General features: G+C 62.1%; 25 protein-coding genes. 1 reads left to right on the top strand and 24 read right to left on the bottom strand.

Annotated features, from left to right (window positions below; all coding sequences use genetic code 11):
• The 24 genes from flhF to J9892_RS03760 form a co-directional block, all read right to left on the bottom strand.
• On the bottom strand, nucleotides 1-1,497 hold the full coding sequence (gene flhF, locus J9892_RS03875) for a flagellar biosynthesis protein FlhF (protein WP_210537997.1): 1,497 nt from the start codon (nucleotides 1,495-1,497) through the stop codon (nucleotides 1-3).
• Between the two features lie 16 nt (nucleotides 1,498-1,513).
• Nucleotides 1,514-3,616: a flagellar biosynthesis protein FlhA gene (gene flhA, locus J9892_RS03870; RefSeq protein WP_010673930.1), complete on the bottom strand. Its 2,103-nt coding sequence runs from the start codon at nucleotides 3,614-3,616 to the stop codon at nucleotides 1,514-1,516.
• 320 nt (nucleotides 3,617-3,936) lie between these two features.
• Nucleotides 3,937-5,067 carry a flagellar biosynthesis protein FlhB gene (gene flhB / locus J9892_RS03865; RefSeq protein ID WP_210537996.1) on the bottom strand — a complete coding sequence of 377 codons (1,131 nt, stop codon included), beginning with the start codon at nucleotides 5,065-5,067 and terminating at the stop codon, nucleotides 3,937-3,939.
• Between the two features lie 74 nt (nucleotides 5,068-5,141).
• On the bottom strand, nucleotides 5,142-5,939 hold the full coding sequence (gene fliR, locus J9892_RS03860) for a flagellar biosynthetic protein FliR (RefSeq protein WP_010673928.1): 798 nt from the start codon (nucleotides 5,937-5,939) through the stop codon (nucleotides 5,142-5,144).
• 91 nt (nucleotides 5,940-6,030) lie between these two features.
• A complete protein-coding gene (gene fliQ / locus J9892_RS03855) occupies nucleotides 6,031-6,300 on the bottom strand; it encodes a flagellar biosynthesis protein FliQ (protein ID WP_010673927.1) in 270 nt (89 codons plus the stop codon).
• A 123-nt stretch (nucleotides 6,301-6,423) separates the two neighbouring features.
• Entirely contained in the window at nucleotides 6,424-7,182 is a 759-nt protein-coding gene (fliP, locus tag J9892_RS03850; protein WP_010673926.1) for a flagellar type III secretion system pore protein FliP, read from the bottom strand.
• Nucleotides 7,169-7,552, bottom strand: coding sequence for a flagellar biosynthetic protein FliO (gene fliO / locus J9892_RS03845; protein WP_010673925.1), 384 nt, complete (start codon nucleotides 7,550-7,552; stop codon nucleotides 7,169-7,171). Before fliO ends, fliP begins: the two co-directional genes overlap by 14 nt.
• Nucleotides 7,549-7,944: a flagellar motor switch protein FliN gene (gene fliN, locus J9892_RS03840; RefSeq protein WP_010673924.1), complete on the bottom strand. Its 396-nt coding sequence runs from the start codon at nucleotides 7,942-7,944 to the stop codon at nucleotides 7,549-7,551. The genes fliO and fliN overlap by 4 nt, the downstream gene beginning before the upstream one ends.
• Nucleotides 7,945-7,986: 42 nt before the next feature.
• The gene (gene fliM, locus J9892_RS03835; protein ID WP_041212627.1) at nucleotides 7,987-9,060 is read right to left on the bottom strand and encodes a flagellar motor switch protein FliM; all 1,074 of its coding nucleotides are present in this window, start codon (nucleotides 9,058-9,060) and stop codon (nucleotides 7,987-7,989) included.
• 10 nt (nucleotides 9,061-9,070) lie between these two features.
• Nucleotides 9,071-9,577 (bottom strand): flagellar basal body-associated protein FliL, encoded by a 507-nt coding sequence (gene fliL / locus J9892_RS03830; RefSeq protein WP_010673922.1) that lies wholly within the window; start codon nucleotides 9,575-9,577, stop codon nucleotides 9,071-9,073.
• Nucleotides 9,578-9,634: 57 nt separating this feature from the next.
• Nucleotides 9,635-11,536, bottom strand: coding sequence for a flagellar hook-length control protein FliK (locus tag J9892_RS03825; RefSeq protein ID WP_210537995.1), 1,902 nt, complete (start codon nucleotides 11,534-11,536; stop codon nucleotides 9,635-9,637).
• 87 nt (nucleotides 11,537-11,623) lie between these two features.
• Nucleotides 11,624-12,064: a flagellar export protein FliJ gene (gene fliJ / locus J9892_RS03820; protein WP_039039911.1), complete on the bottom strand. Its 441-nt coding sequence runs from the start codon at nucleotides 12,062-12,064 to the stop codon at nucleotides 11,624-11,626.
• Between the two features lie 16 nt (nucleotides 12,065-12,080).
• Nucleotides 12,081-13,412 carry a flagellar protein export ATPase FliI gene (gene fliI / locus J9892_RS03815; protein WP_029314163.1) on the bottom strand — a complete coding sequence of 444 codons (1,332 nt, stop codon included), beginning with the start codon at nucleotides 13,410-13,412 and terminating at the stop codon, nucleotides 12,081-12,083.
• 74 nt (nucleotides 13,413-13,486) lie between these two features.
• Nucleotides 13,487-14,290 carry a flagellar assembly protein FliH gene (gene fliH, locus J9892_RS03810; protein WP_042878970.1) on the bottom strand — a complete coding sequence of 268 codons (804 nt, stop codon included), beginning with the start codon at nucleotides 14,288-14,290 and terminating at the stop codon, nucleotides 13,487-13,489.
• Between the two features lie 70 nt (nucleotides 14,291-14,360).
• Nucleotides 14,361-15,422 (bottom strand): flagellar motor switch protein FliG, encoded by a 1,062-nt coding sequence (fliG, locus tag J9892_RS03805; RefSeq protein ID WP_010673917.1) that lies wholly within the window; start codon nucleotides 15,420-15,422, stop codon nucleotides 14,361-14,363.
• Nucleotides 15,415-17,115: a flagellar basal-body MS-ring/collar protein FliF gene (gene fliF / locus J9892_RS03800; RefSeq protein WP_010673916.1), complete on the bottom strand. Its 1,701-nt coding sequence runs from the start codon at nucleotides 17,113-17,115 to the stop codon at nucleotides 15,415-15,417. The genes fliG and fliF overlap by 8 nt, the downstream gene beginning before the upstream one ends.
• A gap of 55 nt (nucleotides 17,116-17,170) precedes the next feature.
• Nucleotides 17,171-17,488, bottom strand: a complete 318-nt coding sequence (gene fliE, locus J9892_RS03795) for a flagellar hook-basal body complex protein FliE (protein ID WP_029314161.1) — start codon at nucleotides 17,486-17,488, stop codon at nucleotides 17,171-17,173.
• A gap of 129 nt (nucleotides 17,489-17,617) precedes the next feature.
• The gene (locus J9892_RS03790) at nucleotides 17,618-18,004 is read right to left on the bottom strand and encodes a hypothetical protein (RefSeq protein WP_113977749.1); all 387 of its coding nucleotides are present in this window, start codon (nucleotides 18,002-18,004) and stop codon (nucleotides 17,618-17,620) included.
• Between the two features lie 139 nt (nucleotides 18,005-18,143).
• Nucleotides 18,144-18,920, bottom strand: a complete 777-nt coding sequence (locus tag J9892_RS03785; RefSeq protein WP_210537994.1) for a hypothetical protein — start codon at nucleotides 18,918-18,920, stop codon at nucleotides 18,144-18,146.
• A gap of 103 nt (nucleotides 18,921-19,023) precedes the next feature.
• A complete protein-coding gene (gene arsC / locus J9892_RS03780; protein ID WP_113977750.1) occupies nucleotides 19,024-19,449 on the bottom strand; it encodes a glutaredoxin-dependent arsenate reductase in 426 nt (141 codons plus the stop codon).
• Between the two features lie 37 nt (nucleotides 19,450-19,486).
• Entirely contained in the window at nucleotides 19,487-20,551 is a 1,065-nt protein-coding gene (gene arsB, locus J9892_RS03775; RefSeq protein WP_042878966.1) for an ACR3 family arsenite efflux transporter, read from the bottom strand.
• An 84-nt stretch (nucleotides 20,552-20,635) separates the two neighbouring features.
• Nucleotides 20,636-21,004 (bottom strand): helix-turn-helix domain-containing protein, encoded by a 369-nt coding sequence (locus J9892_RS03770; protein WP_039039917.1) that lies wholly within the window; start codon nucleotides 21,002-21,004, stop codon nucleotides 20,636-20,638.
• A 390-nt stretch (nucleotides 21,005-21,394) separates the two neighbouring features.
• Nucleotides 21,395-22,486, bottom strand: a complete 1,092-nt coding sequence (locus J9892_RS03765; RefSeq protein ID WP_113977752.1) for an HD domain-containing phosphohydrolase — start codon at nucleotides 22,484-22,486, stop codon at nucleotides 21,395-21,397.
• A 1,012-nt stretch (nucleotides 22,487-23,498) separates the two neighbouring features.
• Nucleotides 23,499-23,738, bottom strand: coding sequence for a hypothetical protein (locus tag J9892_RS03760; RefSeq protein WP_042878959.1), 240 nt, complete (start codon nucleotides 23,736-23,738; stop codon nucleotides 23,499-23,501).
• 110 nt (nucleotides 23,739-23,848) lie between these two features.
• On the opposite strand from J9892_RS03760, the gene J9892_RS03755 reads away from it, so the two are divergent.
• Nucleotides 23,849-24,076 (top strand): helix-turn-helix transcriptional regulator, encoded by a 228-nt coding sequence (locus J9892_RS03755; RefSeq protein ID WP_080697938.1) that lies wholly within the window; start codon nucleotides 23,849-23,851, stop codon nucleotides 24,074-24,076.
• The last annotated feature ends 972 nt before the right edge of the window (nucleotides 24,077-25,048 follow it).

Genomic DNA, 25,048 nt, shown 5'->3' with positions numbered 1-25,048 from the left:
TTACTCATAAAACTCCGAATCTTCCGATTCGCCAAAACCCGATCCCCAGAAATAGGGATCTTCTGCTTCCCGTTCCAGCGACCCCATGGCGGCACCGACCAGCAGCGCCGCGTTGGCAACTTGAATATCTTCCGGCACCCGTTGCCCGTCGGTGATGTAACTGATGGGCAGGGCGTTTTGAATGCACACGTTGATCACTTCACCCAGATTCAGGCTCTCGTCGAGCTTGGTCAGAATGCAGCCGGAGAGCGGAATGCGCCGGAAGTGATCCACCGCCTCCTGCATCACACGTCGCTGGGAGGTGGCCGACATGACCAGATAACTGCGGATACGCACCTTGGCATTCTTCACCAGGGTGTCGAGCTGTTCGGTCAGGCGGATATCCCGCTGACCCATCCCGGCGGTGTCGATGAGCACCAGCCGGCGATGGCGGAACTGATAGAGGGCACTGGCCAGCTCTTCGGCGTCCCGCACCTGCCGCACCGGGCAACCCATGATGCGACCATAGGTCTGCAGCTGTTCGTGGGCCCCGATCCGGTAGTTGTCCGTGGTAATGAGCGCCACCTGCTCGGCGCCATACTTCATGGCAAAGCGGGCCGCCAGCTTGGCGATGGTGGTGGTCTTGCCCACCCCGGTCGGTCCGAGCAGGGCCACCGCCCCTCCCTGACGCAGGATCTCGTCCTCGCTGATCTTGAGCTGGGCCGTCAGCACCTCGGCCAGCTGGGCCATGGCCTGATGGATCGGCATGTCTTCGGGGATGAGGCCCGCCAGCTGATCGGCGAAGGCGTCGTCGAACCCCATCTTCTTGAGCTCCTTGATGAGCAGGGCGCGCATGGGTTCGCGGCGTTCCACCTCCTGCCACATCAGGCCGGAGATCTGGTGCTCCAGCAGCTTGCGGATGCTGGCCATCTCCTTGCGCATCCCCTCCATCTCCTGATCCCGCTGGGCGGACTGGGCCTGGCGCGGGGCGGCGGCAGGACGGGCCTTGGGCTTGGCGGGCTCGGGAGCTGCTCCCCACTGGCCCTGTTCGGCCAGGGTTCTGGGAGCTCTGGCCGCGCCCGCCAGTCCGGCGGACTGGGTGCCGGCAGCGCCATTGGCGGGCCAGGAGGCCGAAGCTGGCTGACCGTTGCCTCCGTTGCCAGACCATGATCCCGGTGCGGCATTGCCACCCGCCGGGTTGGCCGGATTGAGCTTCTGCTGGCGTGCCAGCAGGGCCGCCAGGGTATCGGCGTAGTATTCGTTCTGTTCCTTGGGTGGCGCCGACCTCGTCATCTGCTTGCCCGCAGACGAGATATTGACGCTCTCTTCATTCAACTGACGGCGAACCGGCGCGTCTTTGGGCCCCGGTACCTGGGATTGATAATCGACGGCCGCGACTATCTCCACCCCACCGGTGACCTTTTTGTTGGACATGATGACGGCATCGGGTCCGAGAGTCTCCTTGACCTCGGCCAGCGCCGTGCGCATGTCTTTGGCAAAAAACCGCTTAATCTTCACCCGTCATCTCCGCTAACTAGCCCTGTCCCACCGCACTGACGATGCGGATCTGCTTGTCGTCAGGCACTTCCTGATAGGACAGCACGCGTAATCCAGGAATGGCATTCTTGACAAATTTCGCCAGGGTATTGCGCAATATCCCCGATGTCAGAAGCACGGCCGGCTGGCCTTCCAGTTCTTGTCGTTGAGTGGCTTCCACCAGGGAGCGTTGCATCCGCTCCGCCAGTCCCGGTTCGATACCGGCGCCATCTCCCCCACCTGCTTGCAGGGATTGATGCAATATACGTTCCAGTTCTGGTGACAAGGTGATCACCGGCAGCTCGGGCTCGGGGCCGGCAATCTCCTGCACAATCAATCTGCGCAGGGCGATCCGGCAGGCTGCGGTCAGCACTTCCGGGTCCGGGCTGCGGGGCGCATATTCCACGAGGGTCTGCAGGATAGTGCGCATATCGCGAATTGGCACGCCTTCATTGAGCAAATTCTGCAATACCTTCACCAGGTTGCCCATGCTGATCACCTCGGGAACCAGTCCTTCCACCAGCTTGCTCTGATGCTTCCCTATCATGTCGAGCAGTTGTTGCACCTCGTCATGACCCAGCAGCAGCGCCGCATGGTTGGAGAGGATCTGGCTCAGGTGGGTAGCCACCACGGTGGCCGCATCGACCACGGTATAGCCAAGGGTCTGGGCCTGGGAGACCTGCTCCTTGGCGACCCAGACCGCCTCCAGCCCGAACGCCGGGTCCTGGGTAGCGATACCGTGGATCTGGCCGAACACCTGCCCCGGGTTGATGGCCATCTCCTTGTCGTGATAGACGGTGGCTTCCCCCGTGCTCACGCCCATCAGGGTGATGCGGTACTGGTTGGGGGCAAGATCCAGATTGTCGCGAATGTGGACGGCAGGCACCAGAAAGCCCAGCTCCTGGGAGAGCTTCTTGCGCACCCCCTTGATCCGGTTGAGCAGCTCGCCCCCCTGATTCTTGTCCACCAGAGGTATCAGCTGATAACCCACCTCCAGGCCGATGATGTCCACCGGCATGACGTCGTCCCAGCTGAGATCCTTCTGCTCCACCGGGGCATCCCCCTGGGCCGGCATGAGTTCACCGCTCGCCGCCTTCGCCTTGTTCTGCTTCTCGCGGCGCAGCAGCCACCAGGCGCCCGCCGCCGCCACCGCCCCCAGGCTCAGGAAAGCCAGGTGCGGCATGCCGGGTACGCTGCCCATCATCAGCAGGATGCCGGCGGAGATCACCAGCGCCTTGGGATTTTCGAACAGTTGGCCGAGTACCGCTGTCCCCATGTCCTGGTCGGTATTCTGACGGGTGACGATGATGGCCGCGGCAATGGAGAGCAGGAGCGAGGGGATCTGGGCGACCAGACCGTCACCGATGGCGAGCAGGGTATAGACCTGGGCCGCTTCGCCGAAGGTGAGCTGGTGCTGCATCATGCCGATGATGAAGCCGCCGATGATGTTGATGAAGAGGATCATGATGCCGGCGATGGCATCCCCTTTCACGAATTTGGAGGCACCGTCCATGGAGCCGTAGAAGTCCGCTTCCTGAGTCACGTCCTGACGGCGCTTCTTGGCCTCTTCCTGGTTGATGAGACCGGCGTTCAGGTCCGCATCGATGGCCATCTGCTTGCCGGGCATGGCGTCAAGGGTGAAGCGGGCGCTCACCTCGGAGATCCGGCCCGCACCCTTGGTGACCACCACGAAGTTGATGATCACCAGGATCATGAAGACGATGATGCCCACGGCATAGTTGCCGCCGATCACCACGTTGCCGAACGCCTCGATCACATGGCCTGCCGCCGCGCTGCCGTTGTGGCCTTCCAGCAACACCACCCGGGTGGAGGCAACGTTGAGGGCGAGCCGCAGCAGGGTAGCGATCAGCAAGACGGTGGGGAAGGCGGCAAATTCCAGGGGGCGGCGGGTATAGACCGCCACCAGCAGCACCACGATGGAGAGGGCGATGTTGAAGGAGAAGAGGATATCCAGCATCAGGGGCGGAATGGGGAGTACCACCATCCCCAGAGAGGCCAATACCAGCAGTGGCGTCCCTACCCCTCTGCTGAGCAGCCATTTGTACTCTTTGAAACGGCCCAGTCCCGCTTTGAATCCCATCGTGCATCTCAATGATAAACTGCCAATAGCGGATTAAAGCAAATATCAAGCCAAGGATTCAATGCATTGATCTATATGGTTTTTATTTTAACGCTGTCAGAAGTCCGTCGTTGGCGTCACGGGGAATGGTGACAGGGGGGAAGCTGCCTTCACCAAGCAGGCCAAAGGCCAGCCCAGGCCATGGGGCGAGGCGCCGCGCCTCGACAGGGAGATTGCGGCCTTGTTTGCGACACAAGGGAGAGATCGGATGGTGGCCGCTTTATTTGCGAAACGCGGGGGGCACAAGGGAGAGCACCCGGGATCAGGCTGCCACCACTGCGTTATTTGCGAAACTCGGGGGGAATGGGTAGATCCTTGGCGATGGGGGTCGGGCGCCGGCCGCGGCCACGGCGGAACTTCTTGAGCTGATAGACATAGGCCAGCACCTGGGCGACGGCGGCGAAGAGCCCCTCCGGGATCTCCTGGCCAATCTCGGTGGCGTGGTAAAGGGCCCGGGTGAGCGGCGGGGAGGACATGACGGGGATGTCGTATTCGCGCCCGATCTCCCGGATCTTCATCGCCACCTCGTCGACCCCCTTGGCCAGTACCTTGGGCGCCGCCCCCGGCTTGCCCGCATCGTATTTGATCGCCACCGAGTAGTGGGTCGGGTTGGTGATGATCACATCGGCCTTGGGGACATCCCCCATCATGCGGCGCATGGCCATCTGCATCTGCAACTGGCGTATCCGCCCCTTGACCTCGGGCTTGCCTTCGCTGTCCTTGAACTCGTCCTTGATCTCCTGCTTGGTCATCTTGAGTTGGCGATTGTGGCTCCAGCTCTGGAACGGCACATCGATGGCGACAATGGGGATCAGGGCGCAGCAGAGGATGATCAGCATCCAGAGCAGCAGGTCCAGGGCATCGACGATACCGCCGGGAAAGCCCTCGAGAGAGAGATTCAGCAGATGGTTGAACTGGCTTGATAGCATCCACCAGGCGAACAGACTGATAAACACCACTTTCGCGATGGATTTGACAAGTTCCACCAGGGATTGCACCCCGAACATCCTTTTGATGCCGCTCAGGGGGCTCAGCTTGCTCCACTTGGGCAGCATGGCCTCGGAGGAGAAGTTCATCCCGCCGAGCAGGGTGTTGCCGACGAAGGCGGCGATGATCACCAGCATGAACAGCAGCCCCAGAGGCTGGATCAGCTCCCCCAGCAGGGCAGGCACCATGGCCCCCATGGCATTGGGGTCGAACGCCTGATCCCGGTCCAGGGTAAAGCCCATGGTGAGTACCTTGATCATGGCCCCTGCCAGACTCTCCTTGATCATCAGGAGGCCGAACACGGTCGCCAGCAGGACGCTGGCGGTACCCAGCTCCTTGGAACGTGCAATCTGCCCTTTTTCCCGGGCTTGTTGCAGTCGTTTGCCCGTGGGTTGTTCTGTGCGTTCCTGATCGGTATCAGCCATGCTGGCCTCCTGCCGGCATCAGCCGACTGGCGGCCCGCCAGACTGGCAGCAAAAGGGCCGCAACCCGGAGGGCCTCAGTCATGCTGGCCCCCGAAGCACTGGACGTTGATGAGCTCGCAGCTGGTCTCCTGCACCCGCTCCCAGAGCGCGTCGAAGTGCCCCATGAAGCCACCGATGGTGAGCCAGAGGATGAACAGGCCCGACATCATGCTCACCGCAAAGCCGATGCTGAAGATGTTGAGCTGGGGGGCCGCACGGGTCATCACCCCGAACGCGAAGTTGATCAGCAGCAGGGCGATGATGGCCGAGAGCGCCATCACCAGAGAAGCCTGATACATGACCCCGAGAAAGCTCACCAGGCTGCGGATGGCAGGCAGGGTGAGCCCGCTGTCAGATACCGGCAGGGTTTCGAAACTCAGCACCACCATGCGCAGCATCAGCAGGTGGCCGTCCACCGCGAGAAACACCAGGGTCGCCAGCATCAGGTAGAACTGACCCACCACGGGAGCCGACTGGCCGTTCATGGGATCCACCAGGGTGGCAAAGCCCAGGCTGGTCTGCATGGCGATGACCTGACCCGCCATCACGAAGGTCTCCAGCAGGAACTGGGTCATGAGGCCGAGCGCAATGCCGATGAGCAGTTGCTGCCCCAGCACCAGGAAGCTGCCGAGAGAGAAGAGCTCGATCTTCGGCATCGGGGGCAGCAGGGGGGCGATGATGAGGGTGATCGCCAGCGCCAGGCCGATACGGATATGGGCGGGGGCGAGCCGGCTGCCGAAGACCGCCATCACCATCAGGAGACTGCTCACCCGGGCCAGGGGCCAGAGGATGGAGGAGAGCCACTCCATGATGAGCGCCGTGGTGTAGGTCATGACAGCGGCACTCCCGGCAGGGGCAAGCCAACGGGAGGACGCAGGCCCCGGTCTGCCTCGGCCAGAGCGAAAGGGTTGCCCTTGGCTGGCATCAGCCCACCACCTCGGGGATCTGGCTCACCATCAGCTGGAAGAAGTCCATCAGACTCTGCAATCCCCAGTGAGCACCCGCTCCCAGGGCCAGCAGGGTGACCACCAGACGGGGCAGGAAGCTCAAGGTCTGTTCGTTGATGGAGGTGGCGGCCTGGAAGATGGCGACCACCAACCCCACCATCAGGCTCGGCAGGATCACGGCGCACACCATGATGGTCACCAGCCAAAGCGCCTCGCGAAAGACGTCGACGAAGGTTTCAGGACTCATTGCTCGCTCCTTTTGATGGGTTTGCCCAGGGCCACATCCTCCTGGCCTCCTCCTTCGAGAGAAAGAGAGGCCTCGCGCCCTCCCCGAGTGAAGGGGAGAGCCGGGGGGAGGATCTGCCCTCCCCTAACCACCCGAGCCCAGCCCGAAGCTGGTGGCCAGGGAGCCCAGAATGAGGTTCCAGCCATCCACCATGACGAACAGCATCAGCTTGAACGGCAGGGAGACCAGCATGGGAGAGAGCATCATCATCCCCATGGCCATCAGGATACTGGCGACCACCAGATCGATGACCAGGAAAGGCAGAAACAACATGAAGCCTATCTGGAAAGCGGTCTTGAGCTCGCTGGTGACAAAGGCCGGGATCAGCACCCGTAGCGGCACGTCCGCAGGCTCGGCCACCTGCACGTTCGCTATCTCCATGAAAGTATTGAGATCCTTGACCCGGGTCTGGGCCAGCATGAACTGGTGAATGGGCAGCTCCGCCTTCTCCAGGGCCTCCTTGGCCCCGATGGTCTCGGCCAGATAGGGCTGCAACGCCTCGTTGTTGATGCGATCCAGCACCGGCGACATGATGAAAAATGACATGAAGAGGGCGATGCCGATCAGCACCTGGTTGGAGGGGCTCTGCTGCAGACCGATGGCCTGGCGCAGGATGCCGAGCACCACGATGATCCGGGTGAAGGAGGTCATCATGATCACCATGGCCGGCAGGAAGGAGAGCGCGGTCATCAGCGCCAGCACCTGCAGGGTCAGGCTGTACTCCTGACTGCCATCCGCCATGGTCTTGACGGTGAGTGCCGACATGCCGTCCTGGGCCATCGCCAGGGGCGAGAGCACCAGGGAGAGCAGTGCCAGCCACCGGGTCCAGTTAACGTTTTTCATGCTTGCCCATCAGTTTGCCCAGTTGCTCGGAGAACGCCTGGGGCTGGCTCTCGTCCAGCGGCTCCTCCAGGCGATAGAGGAAGTTGACCTGCTGCGGCGTCACCCCGACCAGCAGTTGCTGGCCGCCCACCTTGACCACCATCAGCTTCTCCTTGTAGCCAAGGGGCAGGGTGGCGATGACCTTCATCTGGCCCCCTCCCATCACCTGGGAGAGCTTGCTCTTCTTGAGCAGGAAGCCCAGCACCAGAATGAGGCCGATCACCATCAGGCTGGAGAGCAGCCAGGAGGTGAGGCTGGGGGGATTGGCCCCTACCCCCGGGTTGGCCAGGGCTGGCAGGGAAAACAGCCACAACGGGAGCACACGGATCATTTGAGCTTCTTGATCCTTTCAATCTGGCTGATGACGTCGGTGAGGCGGATACCGAACTTGTCGTTCACCACCACCACCTCGCCGTGGGCGATCAGGGTGCCGTTGACCAGCACATCCAGGGGCTCACCCGCCACCCGATCCAGCTCCACCACCGAGCCCTGGTTCAGTTGCAGCAGGTTGCGAATGCTGATCTGGCTGCGGCCCACTTCCATGGCGATGGTCACCGGGATGTCCAGAATGGTGTCCAGCTTGCGCCGCTCTTCAGCGCTGATGGGGGCTTCGTCCTTCAACTCCTCCAAGGGGGCAGGCTTGGCTTCGGCCGTGACCTGCTCCTCCAGTGCGGCCGCCCAGGCGTCAGCCATCAAATCCTGCTCGTCATCGGTTCCGCTCATCTTCAATTCCTCAGTGTTGCAACACCTCCCCCGGGGGGAGGATCAGTCAGGGTGTTTGTCAGAGATGCTTCGCTCGAGCTCTTCCAGCTCGGCTTCGCCATCAATGCGCACGCCCCCGCGGGTCACCAGATGCATCTCTGTCTTGACCCCGTCAGGGCGCTTGATTTTGTCGGTGATCTTGAGCGCCACGTTCTCCTTGGTGCGCCCCATCTTGGCGTGGAAAGTGGGCAAGTCCTCCACAAAGACCAGCAGGTTCTCCGGCATCTCCACCGGGATGATGTCCCCGGGTCTGAGCTCCATCAGCTCACGCAAGGAGAGCTCGGTCTCCAGCAGCTTGGCCTTGAGCTCCACCTTGACGTCCATGATCTCGTCGCGCAGGGCCTTGCTCCAGCGCACGTCGGTATCCCCCTTGTCGCTCTGCACCCCCGCATCCAGCAGTTCGCGGATGGGTTCCAGCATGGAGTAGGGCATGGCCACGTGGAAGTCACCGCCGCCGCCGTCCAGCTCGATGTGGAAGGAGCTCACCACGATCACCTCGGTGGGGCTGACGATGTTCGCCATGGCCGGGTTCACTTCGGAGTCGAGGTATTCAAAGCCCACGTCCATCACCGGCGCCCAGGCATCCTTGTAGTCCTCGAACACCAGCTTGAGCAGCATCTGGATGATGCGCCGCTCGGTGGGGGTGAATTCCCGCCCCTCGATCTTGGCGTGGTAGCGGCCATCACCGCCAAAGAAGTTCTCCACCAGGATGAAGACGAGCCGCGCCTCCATGGTGATGAGCGCCGTCCCCTTGAGGGGGCGGAAACGCACCATGTTCAGGCTGGTGGGTACGAACAGGGTGTGGACATATTCGCCAAACTTGAGCATCTGCACGCCGTTGATGGAGACCTCGGCGGTGCGTCGCATCATGTTGAACAGGCTGATGCGCATGTGGCGGGCAAACCGTTCGTTCACCAGCTCCAGGGTCGGCATGCGGCCGCGGACGATGCGGTCCTGGGAGGAGAAGTCGAACTGGGCGATGCCGGGATCCCCGGCTGATCCCAGCTCCTCCTCCTCGACATCGTCGACGCCGTGCAGCAGGGCATCAATCTCGTCCTGACTTAACAGATCGCTCACGCTTCACCTTTCATTGCATGACAAAGCCGGTAAACAGCACTTGTTCGATTACGGGAGAAGAGACTAGGTCGTTCAGCACCCGGCGGCACTCTTCCAGCGAATCCTGACGCAGCTTCTCCTTGCCCTCGAAGGTCATCAGCTGTTCGGCGGTCGCCGAGCTGAAGACCCGCAGCAAGGTGCCTTCGATCAGGGGAATGTTCTGTTTGGCCAGGGTTTCGTCGGCGGTGCCACGCACCATCAGCTGGATCTTGATCTGCACCAGCCGATCCCGCTGGCCTCCCGCCACGTTGAACACGAAGGGACGGGGCATGCCCACATAGAGCGAGGGCTGGGGCGTGTTCGCCTCCGGCTTGGCCTCGCTTTTTTCGGCAGCGGGCTCATCCCCACCGGCGAGCATGAACCAGGCGCCGGCGCCCCCCCCACCAAGGAGCACGACGGCCAGGGCGACTATCATGATCAGCTTCTTTTTCTTGCCTGCCGCCGGATCCTTCAGCGTCAGTTCGTTATCGTCTGCCATCCCTTGTCCACCCTAGTCTCAAACTTGTTCGGTATCATAAACTTACTTAAGAATGCATCAAGCATAGAAATCGATTCCGGCATCGTTTGCCGATTCCACCAGCAGCGTGAGGTTGCGAGCGCTCCCCTCGGCCTCTCTGCCATCGCTGCCGCCGCCATTTCCCCCCTGTCGCCCCTGGTCACCGAAACCGGACTGACCCTGGAAGGATGACTGCCCCTGCTGCTGGAAGGCTTGCTGCTGCGCCTGTTGCTGCACCACGGTCTGGCCGAGCTGGATCCCCTGCCCTGCCAGCATGTCGCGCAGGCGCGGCATGGCCTGCTCCAGCATCTCACGGGTCTGGCCATGCTGCACCACGAAGTGCACGCTGGCCTGGCTGGAGGCATCCATCTGGATTTGGATCTTCATCTTGCCAAGCCCCAGGGGGTCTAGCTGGATCTCCGCCTGTTGCAGCTTGTCCGCCAGCATCAGGTTCACCTTGTGGTGAAGCTGCTCGGGGGCCTCAGGGGTCGCCAGCTTGAGGTGGGGCAGGCTCTGAGGCTCTCGTCTGACGGTCGCCTCGGCCAGCGGTCGGTTCTCGCCGACCTGGCTCTGGGCCTGATGCAAAGGCTGGCTCCCCTCGGCGGGTTCACTGCCCTTGACCTCCATCCCCGACTGTTTGCCCAGCTCATCGAGCCGGGACTTGTCCACCGCGGGCTTCACCGACACGGCAGCGCCGGCGGCCACCACGGGGGCGCTCTCCATCTGGTCCAGGCCCGCCGAGAGGGCCGTCAGGGGGGCCTGTGCCCCCTGGGATTCATGACGGGCCAGGATCTGCGGCGCCGCCTGGACTGGGGCCGGGTCCTCCGTCGTCACGGGCTGGCTGCTCCCTGCATTCACCGCAGGCTCGGCCCCTGCACGGGCTCCCTGCCTGCTCGCCGCCTCGGCCTGTCTGGCCTCACCGGCGACAGGGGCCTCCTTCTCTGCCCCTGCCGCCGTCGCAGGCGGGGCGGACTCCGGTGTGGCCGCAGGGGCCGGCCCCTGCGCCACCGTCCGGATCACGCCATCGCCATAGGCGCTGGCGGCACGGGAAGCGGTTGCCCCCTGTCCGGCCGACGCCAGGGGATCGCTCACCTGTGCCTCTTGCGATGAGTCAGCTTGGGTGACAGTGGGAGCCTGGGCGCTTTCTCCTGCCACCGCCTTGGCGAGCAGGGCGGCACGCTCCTGACCCGAGAGAGGGGGCTCGGCCCCCTTGGCATCCGGCTCCGCTCCCTTGCCTGCCATGGGCTGGCGGGTCGTTCCTCCCTGGTCGGCCACGGCAGTGTCATCGGCCAAGGGGTGCTCTTCCGCCCCCAGCGGCAGAGCACCCTGACCGCTCGGCACGGCGCTGGCGCCTTGGGCCGCACTGGGGATGGCTTTCGTTTTGTTCCCTTCCTGCTGACGCTCTGGCGTCATCTGCGGCAGGGAGGCGCTCCCCTCTGCCGCCTCCACGCTCTCTGCCAACCCCACGTCCTCTGCCATCCCAGGCGCAGCGGCGCCAGGCGGCAAGGGGTTGCCGTCCACAGGCGCCGCCGCCTCACCGGCCATGGCGGGCGATGTCGGGGGCACCACCAGGCTCACATCCTGGCGCAGGGAGGCTTGCAACTGTTGCAGGAAGTCGTCGGGAGGCAGCTCGCCCTCGTCGTCCGCCCCCTTCGAGGAAGACGCGGACTCGGTGGCGGGCTCGTCAGACGCCAAAGATTTGGCAGCCGGGGCAAACCCTTCTCCGGCGCCCTCGGCGGAGCCCTGGAGCGCTGGATTGCCCTGACTGGCTGGCGCCTTGCCCATCAGCTGGGCCATGGCCATGGCTTGCGAGAAGGCGGCCTTGCCCTCGCCTGACGGCTGCACGCCCCCTTCGCCCCCGACGGTGGGAGCCAGCAGGGTGGCGCTGCCATCGGCAGAAGGCGCCTGGGGGAGAGTGCTAATCAAGGGGGTCTGTATCATGCTGGGATCCCTGACGACGATTCGGTGACGGCCGCACGTGCGGTCATGGCTTGGCTCATCGGCCTCGCATGACCGGAAGAAAGCAAATTACAGGCCAGATTGGTGATAACGACGCAGGATGGCGTAGTCATCCAGCATCTTCTGCTCCTGGCGCTGGGCCTTCTGGCGCACCTTGTCCGCCTTCTTCTCCAGCAGCAGCTCGACCGCCTTGCGCCGCTGCTGGGCTTCGAGCCACTGGGTGCGGCACTCGGCCAGTGCCTCGCGCACCTGCAACACCCCTTGGTACTGCTGGGTCGCCGCGTTTTCGAGCTTGTTGATGAAGGCGTGATACTGGCTGTTCTGCTGGGGGCTGATCCCCTGCAGACCGCGCTCCGTCCACTGCTGGTGGTAGATCTGGCGGTACTGGTTGAGGGCGTTTTGCTGATCCATGAACAGCTTGAGATCCTGCTGGGCCTTGGCCAGCGCCATGGCGGCCTGCTGTTCGGCCTCCTCCAGCCGGCTCGCCAGCAACGTCAATCCTTTACTCATAAGGGCTCTCCACCGGTCAACGCATCAGGGGCATGGCCACCAGTTGCAGGGATTGCAGGCCTTCATCGTAGTGAATGACCTCGCGCATTTTCTGCTGCAAGAACTGATCCAGATAGGGTTTCTGGATGATGGCCCGGTCGATGCGCGGATCCGATCCCTGGCTGTAGGCGCCGATGGTGATGAGATCCCGGTTCTGCTGGTAGAGGGAGTAGAACTGCTTGAAGGTGCGCGCCAGCTCCATGTGCTCCGGTGAGGTCACCATGGGCATGACCCGGCTGATGGATTTTTCGATGTCGATGGCCGGGTAGTGGCCCGCATCCGCCAGCTCCCGCGCCAGCACGATGTGGCCATCGAGGATGGCCCGGGCCGCGTCGGCGATGGGATCCTGCAGATCGTCCCCCTCCGTCAGCACGGTGAAAAAGGCGGTGATGGAGCCCTGGCCGTCGCTGCCGTTGCCGGCCCGCTCCACCAGCGCCGGCAATTTGGCAAACACCGAGGGGGGATAGCCCTTGGTGGCCGGCGGCTCCCCCACCGCCAGTGCAATTTCCCGCTGTGCCTGGGCGTAGCGGGTGAGGGAGTCCATCAGCAGCAGCACGTTGAGCCCCTGCTCGCGGAAATACTCGGCAATGGCGAGCGCCGTCTCGCACCCCTTGAGGCGCATCAGCGGCGAGGCATCGGCAGGGGCGGCCACCACCACGGCGCGCTCGCGCCCCTCGGCGCCGAGGATCTCCTCGATGAACTCCTTCACCTCCCGGCCCCGCTCGCCGATGAGGCCCACCACGACGACATCCGCCACCGAGCCCCGGGTCATCATGCCAAGCAGCACGGATTTGCCGACACCGGAGCCGGCGAACAACCCCATGCGCTGACCCCGGCCCACGGTGAGCACGGCATTGATGGCCCGTACCCCCACGTCCATGGGTTGATGGATGGGGCGTCGGGCCAGGGGATTGATACGGTGCTGGGCGAACTGCACCGTCTGGGACGAGAGGATGGGGCCGAGCCCGTCCAGGGGCTGGCCGATGCCATCGATGACCCGGCCAAGCAGACTCATGCCCACCGGAATGCCGTGATCTTCGGTGACGGGCACCACCCGGGCGCCGGGAATAACCCCCTTGAGCTGCTCGCTCGGCATCAAGAACAGGCGATCCCCGGCAAACCCCACCACCTCGGCCTCCAGGGCCCCATCCTGGGTATCGATGCGGCACAGGGAGCCGATGGCGGCGCGGCAGCCAATAGCTTCCAGGGTCAACCCCACCACCCGGGTGAGCTTGCCTGCCACCGGTGGTATGGGGGCCTGCTCGCGAACCCGGTAGCCTTTAAGCCGATCAAGAAGGGGTGCCGTCATGTCGCCTCCGACGATGAGTGCCTGATGATGCCGTCAGCAGGGCGCTGCACGACGGGTTCGAACCGGGCCATGGCTCAGCTCGCGTTGTCACGCAGGAAGTTGCGCAGCAGTTGATCGATGCGCCCGGAGAGGGTGAGATCGATGCTGGAAAGCTCGGTGGCCAGTTGCAGATCGCCGGGGGAGAAGGTGGGCTCGCTTTGCAGCCGCCAGTGGCGCCTGGCGCACTCCTCGGCGCCAAAGGCGGCCTCTACCCGGGTCACATCCTCCGGGTGCAGCATCAGGGTGACCCCCTGCTCGGCGGCAGGGAGCAGGGCCAACCCCTGCTTGAGGGCCTCCAGCAGCAGCGTGGGGGAGGTTTGCGCCTCATGGCGGATGAGGGCGCGGGCGAGCTGTTGCACCAGGGCGATGAGCTGCTGCTCCACCGCCTCGTCCATCTCGCCAAGGGGAGTGGCCAGACGTGAGACCAGGGCTTGCCAGCGGGCTATCTCCAGCTCCACCTGCTCCCGCCCCATGGCGAGTCCCTCTTCCCTGCCCTGCTCCAGCCCGGCCTGGTGGCCCTGCTGCAAGCCTTCGAGCTTGCCCTCTTCCAGCCCCTTGGCAAAACCGGCCTCGCGCCCATCGCGCATCCCCTCTTCCCAGGCGGCCTGACGAATCGCCTCCACCTCTTCGGCGGTGATGCTGGGGGCGGGCTCTTCGGGTTGTTCTTCCGGCAGGGCCGCATCGGCCTGCTCCTGACGATACCAGTCAGGAGCCAGCCCCAGGGCATTGGTCTCGACCTCGGCTTCGGTCTCCATCTCTGGCCAGCCCCAGGTCTCAATCTGCGCCGTGTCGGACTCGGGCCTCAGATAGCCGCGCAGTTTGCTGTTCTTGTCATTCATGTGCCGAAGAGACTCCTATCGAGGGCCGGGTACAGGGGCCGACATCATCGCACATTCCATGGCCCATGGCTTAGAGGAACTCTTCGCCACCACCCGCCCCCAGCATGATCTCGCCCGCATCCGCCAGGCGGCGCGCGGTGGAGAGGATCTCCTTCTGGGCGGCTTCCACCTCGGAGACCCGGATCGGCCCCATAGCCTCGAGGTCGTCCGCCAGCATCTCGGCGGCCCGCTTGGACATGTTCTTGAATACTTTTTCCCGCATCTGGTCGTCCGACCCCTTGAGGGCCCGTTGCAGCAGATCCCCGGGCACTTCCCGCAGCAGGGTCTGGATGCCCCGATCGTCCACGTCGATGAGGTTTTCGAACACGAACATCAGATCCTGGATCTGCTGGCTCATCTCCTCGTCCGACTCGCGGATGGAGTCCATCAGCTGCCCTTCGATGTTGGTGTCCAGGTAGTTCATGATGTTGGCCGCCGCCTTCAGGCCGCCCATCTTGGCCGCCTGGGCACCGGCCGCACCGGCGAACTGTTTCTCCATGATGTCGTTGAGCTCCTGCAGCGCCGCCGGTTGCACCTCTTCGAGGTTGGCGATGCGCATCACCAGATCCAGGCGCACCTGCTCCGGGAACTGGCTCAGGATCTCGGCGGACTGCTCCGGCTCCAGATAGGAGAGGACGATGGTCTGGATCTGCGGGTGCTCATTCTGGATGATGCTGGCCACCTGGCGGGCATCCATCCACTTGAGGGAGTCGAGGCCGCGGGCGCCTGACCCCAGGATGATCTGATCCACCAGGTTGCTGGCCTTGTCCTCCCCGAGCGCCGCCACCAGGGCTTTGCGCACGAAGTCTTCACTGCCGATGCCGATGTTGGTGTACTTCTGGATGTCGTCGATAAATTGACGATGCACCGCCGCCACCCGATCGTGGCTGAAATCCGACATGGAGGCCATGGACATGCCGAGCCGCTGCACCTGCTTGGGCTCGAGGTGGCGGAAGATCTGGGCCGCGTCCTCCTCGTTGAGGCTCAGCATCAGCACCGCCGCCATCTCCATGCCCCCCATCTGATCCAGGATCAGGCGCTGGCTTTCGGTGATGTCGTTGCCGGTGACCTGGCTTTTATTCTCTTCAGGCATCTTTGGTTACCCATTCTTTGATGACCTGGGCGGCCAGGTCAGGTTCGTTCGCTACCAGGGCGCGCACGGCCTTGAGCAGATCCTCGTCACGGTGCAGGTCAGGCAGCTTGAGCTGACCATCCCGCAGACCGAATACCGGTTCGGCCTCGGCCTGGGCGGCCAGCAGGCTCAGTTCGTCGTCGCCACCCAGCACGGTGTGGTTGTCGAAGTCCAGCTCCCCTTCCGGCTTGGCGTCCGGGTAGAGCAGGCGCTTGAGCATGGGCCGCACCACGGTGACGATGAGCACTATGATAACCAGCACGGAGGCGGCGATGCGCACCGCGCGCCAGAACCAGGGCTGCTCGTAGAGAGGGATGTCGGCCACGGTCTCGAGTTCCGGGCGGTTGAACGGAATGGCGACCACCTCCAGGGTATCCCCCCGGGTCACGTCAAAGCCCAGACCGCCGCTCAGCAGACGGCGCAGGGTATCGAGTTCGGCCTGGCTGCGGGCTTCCCGGGTCACGGCACCGTCGGCGCCGGGGATGGCCTTGTAATCTACCGCCACCGACACCGTCATGCGGCGAATGCCGCCCTGCTGGCGCCGGATGTGGCTGACGGTGGTGTCCAGTTCGAAGTTGCGGGTCGCTTCCTTGCGGGAACGGCCGGAAGAGGCGGTTCCTTCTGCGCCGGCTGCCTGCTCGGGAATGTTGGACGCAGCGGGCGGCTGGTTGGAGAGGGCACCGGGCACCCCGCCGTTGCTGCCGCTGGCGCTGTTCTCTTCCATGGTCATTTCGGAGCGCACCGCCGGCAGGTCCGGGTTGTAGGTCTTGCGGGTCTGTTCCTGCTGGGAGAAGTCGAGGGAGAGATCCACCTCTGCCGTATAGTTGTCGGCCCCCAGCACCGGGATCAGGATGGCGTCAATTTTTTGTTTGTATTCGAGCTCCTGCTTCTGCTGCATCGCAAACTCCTTGCGGGTCTGGGCAGAGAGGGGATCCTGGGAGCCGGAGTTGAGCAGGCGACCGTTCTGGTCGGTCACGGTGACGCGGGTCGGCTCCAGACCGTGAACGGCGGAGGCGACCATGTCGACGATAGAGTCCACCTCACCCTGGCCCAGGGCGTTGCCCTTGAGGCTCAGGACCACAGTCGCGCTGGGCTTGCGTTCGTTGCGGGCAAACACGTTGTCTTTCGGGATAGCCAGCAGCACCTGGGCCTTGGCGACGTTCTGGAACTGCTCGATGGCGCTCGCCAACTGGCGCTCACGGCTCAGTTTCAGGCGCTCGCTCTCCATGCGCTGGCTGACGCCGAAGCTGGAGTCCTTGAGCAGGATGGCTTCGCCGTCGTTGCTGGCGTCGCTGTTGTTGGCCAGACCGGCGCGGGTCAGGCGCAACCGGATGTCCGCATAGTTTTCAGCACTGACCAGCACGCTCTTGCCGTCCACCTGATAGGGGATCTTCTGCTGATCCAGGTAATCCAGGGTGGAGACCAGCTCCTGGGTGGTGAAGGTGCCGAGGGGACGCATCTCCGGCTCCTTGCCCCACAAGAGGATGAAGACGGCGATGGCCAGACAGATGGTCAGCCCCAGGATCAGGGTGATCTGGCGCAACACATCGGTGTTGGACAGGAAGCCCAGCGCCGAGCTCTTCTGCTCGTGCTCGTCGAGGGCGGCCGCCCCCTCGTTGTTGATCAGCAGATCGCCGTTTTGATCAGTTGCCACGGTTTATGTCCTTGTTGCTGACATCTTCATGATGCTCGGTCGCCATGGGCCCGAGTTACACCGGCATGTTCATAATGGTCTTGTAGGCATCGACCATCTTGTTGCGCACCTGCACCGTCGCCTCGAAGGCGATGGAGGATTTCTGGCCGGCGATCATCACCTGGGAGAGATCCACCGACTTGTCGCCGAGATCGAAGCGGGTACGCAGATCGTTGGCGGTGCCCTGCAACTCGTTGACGTTGTCCAGGGCCTGTTGCAGCATCTGGCCGAAATCCGAGCTGACCGGACGACCGGGCTGGGTCAACGGCGTGGCACCGGCTTCCACCTTGAGGGCCTGCATCTCTTGCATCAGGCTGCTTGCGCTAATTTCCATCTTCCCTTCCCAGACAAATCATTGACACTGACTGGCTTGAAGCAATAAAGGTGCCAACCAGAGCGAGATCTCGAGATCAGGGATAAAAGCGGGGCGCGATCAGGCCGGCGGGCACCGGCCATCCGGGGATCAGGCCGCAGAGCCGGGGGGATCGCCCAGCAGCAGCCGCAGGTAACTCAGGTGCAGATCGTAGTGCTCGCCTGCAGGCAGCTTGGCCAGCACCTCGTCGCGCAGGTAGCGGGCCTTCTCCCCCGCCTGCTCGGGGGCCACCAGCCCCACGCTCACCAGCCTGGCGATGATGGCATGGGAAAGCGCCAGGCTGGCCTCGCCGGCCTCCCCCCAACCGAAGGATGCCTCCTGATCACCCTGTGTCAGGCAGGGTTCGAGCGGTGCCACCAGATCCCCCCAGACCCAGAACGCGGCCGGGCTCCCCTCCTGCAGTCGCAGATAGATGCTCTGCTTGTCCCACTCCCGGCGGTGGGCAGCCATCCGATCCTGTTCGGCCTCATGGGTCATCTTGCTCTCCTGGTCGCCGGACTCTGTGCGGCCCCCATGAAAAAGAGGGCCCAAGGCCCTCTTTTTACTGCAAGTCCCGACAATTAAACAGAGTGCACCTCGATCTCCTCCAAGAAAAAACGAGTCAGATCGGCAGGGATCACTTGTTCAGGTCATCATCCAGCCAATACTTGGAGCCCGAGATGTTGGCGTCAAGCAACAGCCCCTTCTCGCCAATCTGGTAGATGGCCATGCCGCCATTGTATTTGGCGGTGAGCTCGGCGCTCTCCTTGCCCGCCACGGCGCCCACCTCGGAGGTGGCTTCCCACCCCTTGCTGACGAAGGCATCGAACCTCGCCTTGTCTTCGAACAGGATCACCTGCTGGTAGAACTTGCCGCCGATCCCGGCCGCAAGACCGGCACCGAACATCTTCATGTAGGTGTGCTTGCCACTGGTGCGATTGACGGCCACCCCGGCCCCCTGATTGGTGTGGATCATCAGGGAGAACTTGCGCGAGTCGAACACCGCATAGCCATAAGCCTTGTCAAACAGCAACTTGGCCGAGGGCTGTTCGTTGAACAGCCGCACCAGGGCGGTATCGGCCATGGTATCGAGGGCGGTTCTCGCCTCCTCCGGGGTCTTGGGCTCGAGCATGGTGTCGAGCTTCTTCTCGGCGGCGGTCAGCCACTCCTTGCCGGTGGCCGCGCTCTCTGCCGTCCAGGCCCCCGCCTTGTTGTAGGCTTCGGCCCCCCAGCTGGACACCGACTCCCAGGTCTCCTTGGAAAAATCGGTGATCCCCTTCCACGCCTCCTTGCTGGTATCGCTCACCGCGGTACCGAGTTCGGAGGCGGCCTCCTTCAGCTTTGCCCAGTCGGCCAGACCGGGGGTCGAGGCCAGCGCCAGTGCCGTGGCTATCACCAGGAATCGAATCTTCATTGTTTCCACCCTCTGTGATGAGTCGAAGGTCACAGTAGCAGATCTGGCGCCTGCCCGTTAAGGGCATCCCCCCGGCGCGGGTCAGACGCTGACGCGCAGGGGCTCAACGAAGCCGTTTGCCCTGGCCGTCCACCACCTGCTCGCCATCCTCCTTGGCAAAGGCCCCTTGCTGCGGGTCGGGCAGGATATCGAGCACCACCTCCGACGGGCGGCACAGCCGGGTGCCGAGGGGGGTGACCACGATGGGCCGGTTGATGAGGATGGGGTGGGCCAGCATGGCATCGATCAGTTCGTCATCGCTGAAGCGATCTTCTGCCAGCCCCAGCGCCTCGTAGGGGGGCACGTTCTTGCGCAGCAGATCGCGCACCGGCATGCCCATGGCGGCGATCAGGGCCACCAGCTCGTCGCGGGAGGGGGGCGTCTCCAGATAGTGAATGATGGTGGGCTCCACACCGCTGTTGCGAATCAGCGCGAGGGTGTTGCGGGAGGTGCCGCACTCCGGGTTGTGATAGATAGTGATTGCACTCATTTGCCTGTCTCTCATGACTCAAGTGAATAGAAATGGGTTAGCGGCTCAGCCCCGCCTCGTACCAGGGTTTGCTGGCGTTGACCACGCGCACCACCAGCAGCATGACCGGCACCTCGATGAGCACCCCGACCACGGTGGCGAGCGCCGCGCCGGAATGAAAGCCGAACAGGCTGATGGCGGCGGCCACCGCCAGCTCGAAGAAGTTGGAGGCCCCGATCAGAGCGGAAGGGCAGGCCACCGAGTGCTTCTCCCCCACCTTGCGGTTGAGCCAGTAGGCGAGCCCGGAGTTGAACAGCACCTGGATCAGGATGGGCACCGCCAGGAGGGCGATGACCAGCGGCTGCTCCATGATGGCGTTGCCCTGGAAGGCGAACAGCAGCACCAGGGTGAGCAGCAGGGCCGCCACCGACCAGGGCTGGATGCGGGTCATGACGCCGTCAAAATGGGCCTGCCCCTTTCTCAGCAAGGCCTTGCGCAGCAGCTGGGCGAGGATGACAGGGATGACGATGTAGAGCACCACCGAGGTGAGCAGGGTATCCCAGGGCACGACTATGCTGGAGACCCCGAGCAGCAGCGCCACCAGCGGGGCAAAGGCAAACACCATGATGAGGTCGTTCACCGCCACCTGCGACAGGGTGAAGTAGGGATCGCCGTTGGTGAGGCGACTCCAGACAAACACCATGGCGGTGCAGGGGGCCGCCGCCAGCAGGATGAGACCCGCCACGTAGCTGTCCAGCTGATCCGCCGGCAGCCAGTCGGCAAACAGCACGCGGATGAAGAGCCAGCCGAGGAAGGCCATGGAGAAGGGCTTGACCAGCCAGTTGATGAAGAGGGTGACCCCGATTCCCTTGAGGTGCCCCTTCACCTGGTGCAGGGCGCCAAAATCTATCTTGAGCAGCATGGGGATGATCATCACCCAGATAAGCAGCCCCACCGGCAGGTTGACCCTGGCCACCTCCATGGCGCCGATGGCCTTGAAGAGGCTCGGCAACCCCTGCCCCAGACCAATGCCCACCAGGATGCAGAGGGCGACCCAGGCGGTCAGATAACGTTCAAAAAAGCCGATGGCAGGGGCTGCCTTGGCCTCACAGCTTGCAGACATGATGACTCCCGGTGCGATCCACGCTCGCACCCCAGGTTGAATAGATGAATGACACGGCACATGGGCATCGACAGCCCTGGCCCGTTACGACTCGCCGCAGCAGGGCGACGACCCCTCGGCGCGGGAAGCGCTGCCGGGCCCGGCGGGCAGCAGGCCGCACGCCTCGGGATGACCGGCGCAGCACTCCTCGGTGAGGTAGGCGATCACCCCCAGCATCAGGGGGATGTTGGCGCGATAGCGCAGAAAGCGCCCCTCCTGCTCCACCGACAGCAACCCGGCGTTGAGCATCCCCTTGAGGTGAAACGAGAGGGTATTGGGGGCGATGTCGAGCTCGCCGGCCAGCTCCCCCGCGACCCGCCCCTCCAGCCCGGCCTTGACCAGCAGCCGCCACACCTCGAGCCGGATCCCGGAAGCCAGTGATTCAAAGACCTTGGTGGCCGTCTCTTTGTTCATGGGTCTCCCCCCTTGGATGCTTCATTTCAACTATACAAGAATTATTGAAATGATCAAAGTGTCACCACCGAGCCGACATCGCGACGGGACGGGCCGCCAGAAGCGCCGCCCCGGCCATGTCGTGCCCGCCAGCGGCCTCATGTCAGTCATATGGCTAATGTCTGACCTCTCTTTATAAGGCACTCTTATGACCTTACCCCGGACAATCCTCCCGTTGGCCGCCCCGCTCACCGCGGCGCCCTGCCCCGCCGCAAAGCCGCAATGCCGCAGAACAACCCCCGGCGCCGGATGCACCAAAAGGCGATGAAACGAGAAATGGCCCCAGGCCCCGCCATCAGATGACGGGGCCTGGGGAATCCGGGAGAAACCAGGGAGGAGAGAGGGGCGCAATCAGGTGATCACGGGATCCCGATATTGCCGGTGGATGGCACAAAACGCCTCCCGGCTTTGCAGCGCCGCCGCGACGCAGACAGGGTCGAACTGGCTGCCGGCATGGGTCTTGAGGTATTCAAAAGCCGTTTCGAGGGGCCAGGCCTGCTTGTAGGGTCGCTCGCTGGTAAGGGCGTCAAACACATCTGCCACCGCAACGATGCGGGCTTCCAGGGGGATCGCCTCCCCCGCCAATCCTTCCGGATACCCCTGACCGTCGAAACGCTCGTGGTGGTAGGCGATGATGTTCTTCAGCATGTCGGTGTGATGGATGCCGTCCAGGCCGAACTTGCGGATCATCAGGGCGATCATCTCCCGCCCCTTGAAGGGGTGGGTCTTCATCACCCCGTACTCCTCGGCCGTGAGCTTGCCCGGCTTGAGCAGGATGGCGTCGGGCACCGCAATCTTGCCGATATCGTGCAGCTCGGAGAAGAGGTGAATGAACTCCACCTCCTCGTCACTCAAGGGGTAATGGGCCGCCACCTCCCGGGCGATGAGCCGCGAATAGGCCGACATCCGGTGCAGGTGATTGGCGGTCTCCTCGTCCCGGTAGCGGCTGAACTCCCGCACCGTGGTCAGGGCCCCGTTCAGGGTCTGGATGGAAAAGAACTCCACCGCGATGATGGCCGCCAGGATCTGGGCATAGGCCGCCAGCTCACCGCAAATGGCGCCATCGAAGTAACCGGGCTCTTTGGCATCGCAAAACAGAAAGCCGAACAAGCGACTGTTGAGCAGCAGCGGCTCGGTATAGCTCGACGCGTACCCGGCCGCCAGCACTTTGCGGCTGTGCTCGGAGGGGGAGCCAAGCAGGGAATCCAGGGTGTCGAGCACCCTGGGCTGCTGATGTTCGGCCAGGTAGCGCAGGGAAGGCACCTCGCTCAGCCTGACCTCGTACTGCAACAGCGGCGAGCCCCCGTCCGTGCTGTGGGCAAAGGTCTTGAGCTGGTCCGTCTGCGGGTCGTAGATGGCGATCGCCACCCGGCTCAACTTGTCAAAGCGCTGCCTGAGGGTGGCGTGCACGTTCTGCACTTTCTCACCAAATGAACTCTCCATCCCGCACATCCTTCTGATAGGCCTGTTGGGAGTATAGTGACACCCGTTTTGCCCCTCCTGCCAAATGGTGACGGCGCACAGGGATCGTGATCCCGCCCGCACTGGCGACGGCCCCCTCCCTGCCCGTGGTCATGTCACGCCCGCCCCACCCCGCGTCCCCGGGCAAAGAGATTGTTCGCTTCCGACGTGTCGGCTGTATAGTTTTTGGTTAGCCATTCCGGTAAAATCCGCGCCCTTGAATAAGAGCCACCTAAGAGTGATTGAGCGATGTCCAACACAAAACAGGCCCCCAAAGTAGGATTCGTCTCCTTGGGTTGTCCTAAGAGCACAAGACCAATCCATAGCTAATACAGTCAGTCAGGCTTGTGCTGGCGGTATCCCATCACTGTGCTGGTGCTGAAAGTTGTAGTACTGATATGTCGCTTCACACAGGGTCATGTCTCCCGTTACCTAGGAGGTGTTCGTCCGATCAACCATCAGGATACGCCCGAACACGCTCAAGCTCTGCTCGACCGCATCAGCCGCATCGAGCATGGAATCCTGGCTTAACGCCTAGGCTAGGATGTTATGTTGGGTTGACCGACATTGAAGAGGTGCTTAATGAAGCCCGCCCCCATGGAGACTCATAGGGGGATTAAAACGCTGATTGACGCCAGTTATAATCCAAAACAAGCTGAGGCAGTGTTGGCATTACTTTACTAGGTCCAGCGACAAATGCGCCCGCCGCTGTGGCAAACCACGATGAGCGAAGAGCGGTGATCTTCCGTTGGCAGACATCAGGGCTGACGCAACTTGTCTCAAACACAGCCTCTTTTTGGAGGGCGCAATCGTGTTGTTTACCTCGTTAAAGTACATATTTTGGGGATGAGCATGGTCTCTCTAACTTGTGCCACTGCCGCTCTATGTGATTCACCCAAGGGCTGTAGACTGGCTGGAATACCAGGCATGACTAATGATGGCCCTCTAAGATACAGCTCCATATGAGTGTAAACATCTCATATCAGAGACTTGTTCACTTCCTTAGCTCCTGAGGTATCGGCCAATTTTTCTTAAAATCCATAAACTCAGCAACAAACGAACCCATCACACTCTTAACAAATTCATCATATATGGATTGATTGATAGTGACATGTAAGAGTGAATCCACTCTCAGCGAATCTCCTACTGCGGCTAGGAAATCCGCATTGTGAAAAATTAATGTCACTGTGCCACTTTTTTGATCCTGGCTCAGGATGATCTGTTGATTGGACATTATCCACCCTCAAATGATGCTTATATGCCGTGTCATTATACAAGTGTACTAATAGGCGTGTACAGTGCGCCGTATAATGTAGACCATAGCTCCTCTTGTGAGGAGATAACATGGATTCTGACGAGTTTGAGCTGACGATGCTCGCAACTGCATTCGGTAAAAATGTACGAGAACTGCGGTCTGCACGAGGTATGCAACAGGAAAAACTAGCGCTAATTGCTGGTATAGACCGTGGTCATATGGGAAAAATCGAACGTGGGGAGACTAGGGTAACCCTTGAAAAAGTTTATTTGATCGCAAAGGCCCTTGGGGTCTCGCCTGCATCATTGCTGCCATAGCCATAGCATGGCTGTTGCTCTTACCCAATGGCCCGCCCTGGATTTGCAATAAACTCGAACACGCCAAACACCTCACCTTATCACTGCATACAAACCGCCCTGAGCTGGTTTGGTACAGTTTCAGCTCCAGCCAGTGCCAGGCGAAACCACACTCGTTGTCATCGGACGCATCAGGGAGATGCGTCACATTCGGCCAGAAGTTTGCCCACAAACGCTACATCCGTTGCTCCGTCGACCCTCACAGAGTAGCGATGATACTAGGCAGTCCTCTCATGAGGCCAGTCGGGAAAGGAGATCTTGTTTAGGAAATCGTCGGTGTCACAACTCACAAACGCATCGCCCAGACAGCCGATTAGGAAGCAGAAGCCAGCAGGTATCTCAATCCTCTCGTTGTGACTACAACAAAACCGTTGAAAACAACAACCCTGTGCCTGGGAGATATTCTGAAAAAATCGCTGATACCGAGATTGATGTACTGTAAGCATTTCACGATACTTATAATGCAAATGCCTGCGGGCATTGATGTACTGATCACTCCGTTGTCAGCTGACAATCGCCATCGCTGGACAGGACGAGTTCCATCTCATACTACCGATAATCCATCTGCCAGAAAGCACCGAGCCGAAGATCGGCCAGCAAGCAGCCAGGATTTCATTTCACGATACCGATAATGGGGTCGCCAGCGACTACTGAGGTGCAGATCACCCCGTTGTCAGCTGACAATCGCTGCCAGCCAGTAGCCTAGTTTCCATTTCTCGATACCGATAATGCGGTTTCCAGCGGCTACTGATGCGCAGATCACCCCATTGTCAGCTGACAATCGGTGCCAACCAGCAGCTTGGTTTCCATTTCTCGATACCGATAATGCGGTTTTCAGCGGCTACTGAGGCGCAGATCACCTCGTTGTCAGCTGACAATCGCTGCCAACCAGCAGCTTGGTTTCCATTTCTCGATACCGATAATGCGGTTTTC

It is taken from the genome of Aeromonas sp. Prich7-2, assembly GCF_017939255.1.
Lineage (GTDB): Bacteria > Pseudomonadota > Gammaproteobacteria > Enterobacterales > Aeromonadaceae > Aeromonas > Aeromonas caviae.
The sequence above is the reverse complement of the archived record's forward strand: the minus strand, read 5'-3'. Positions and strand labels throughout refer to the sequence as shown.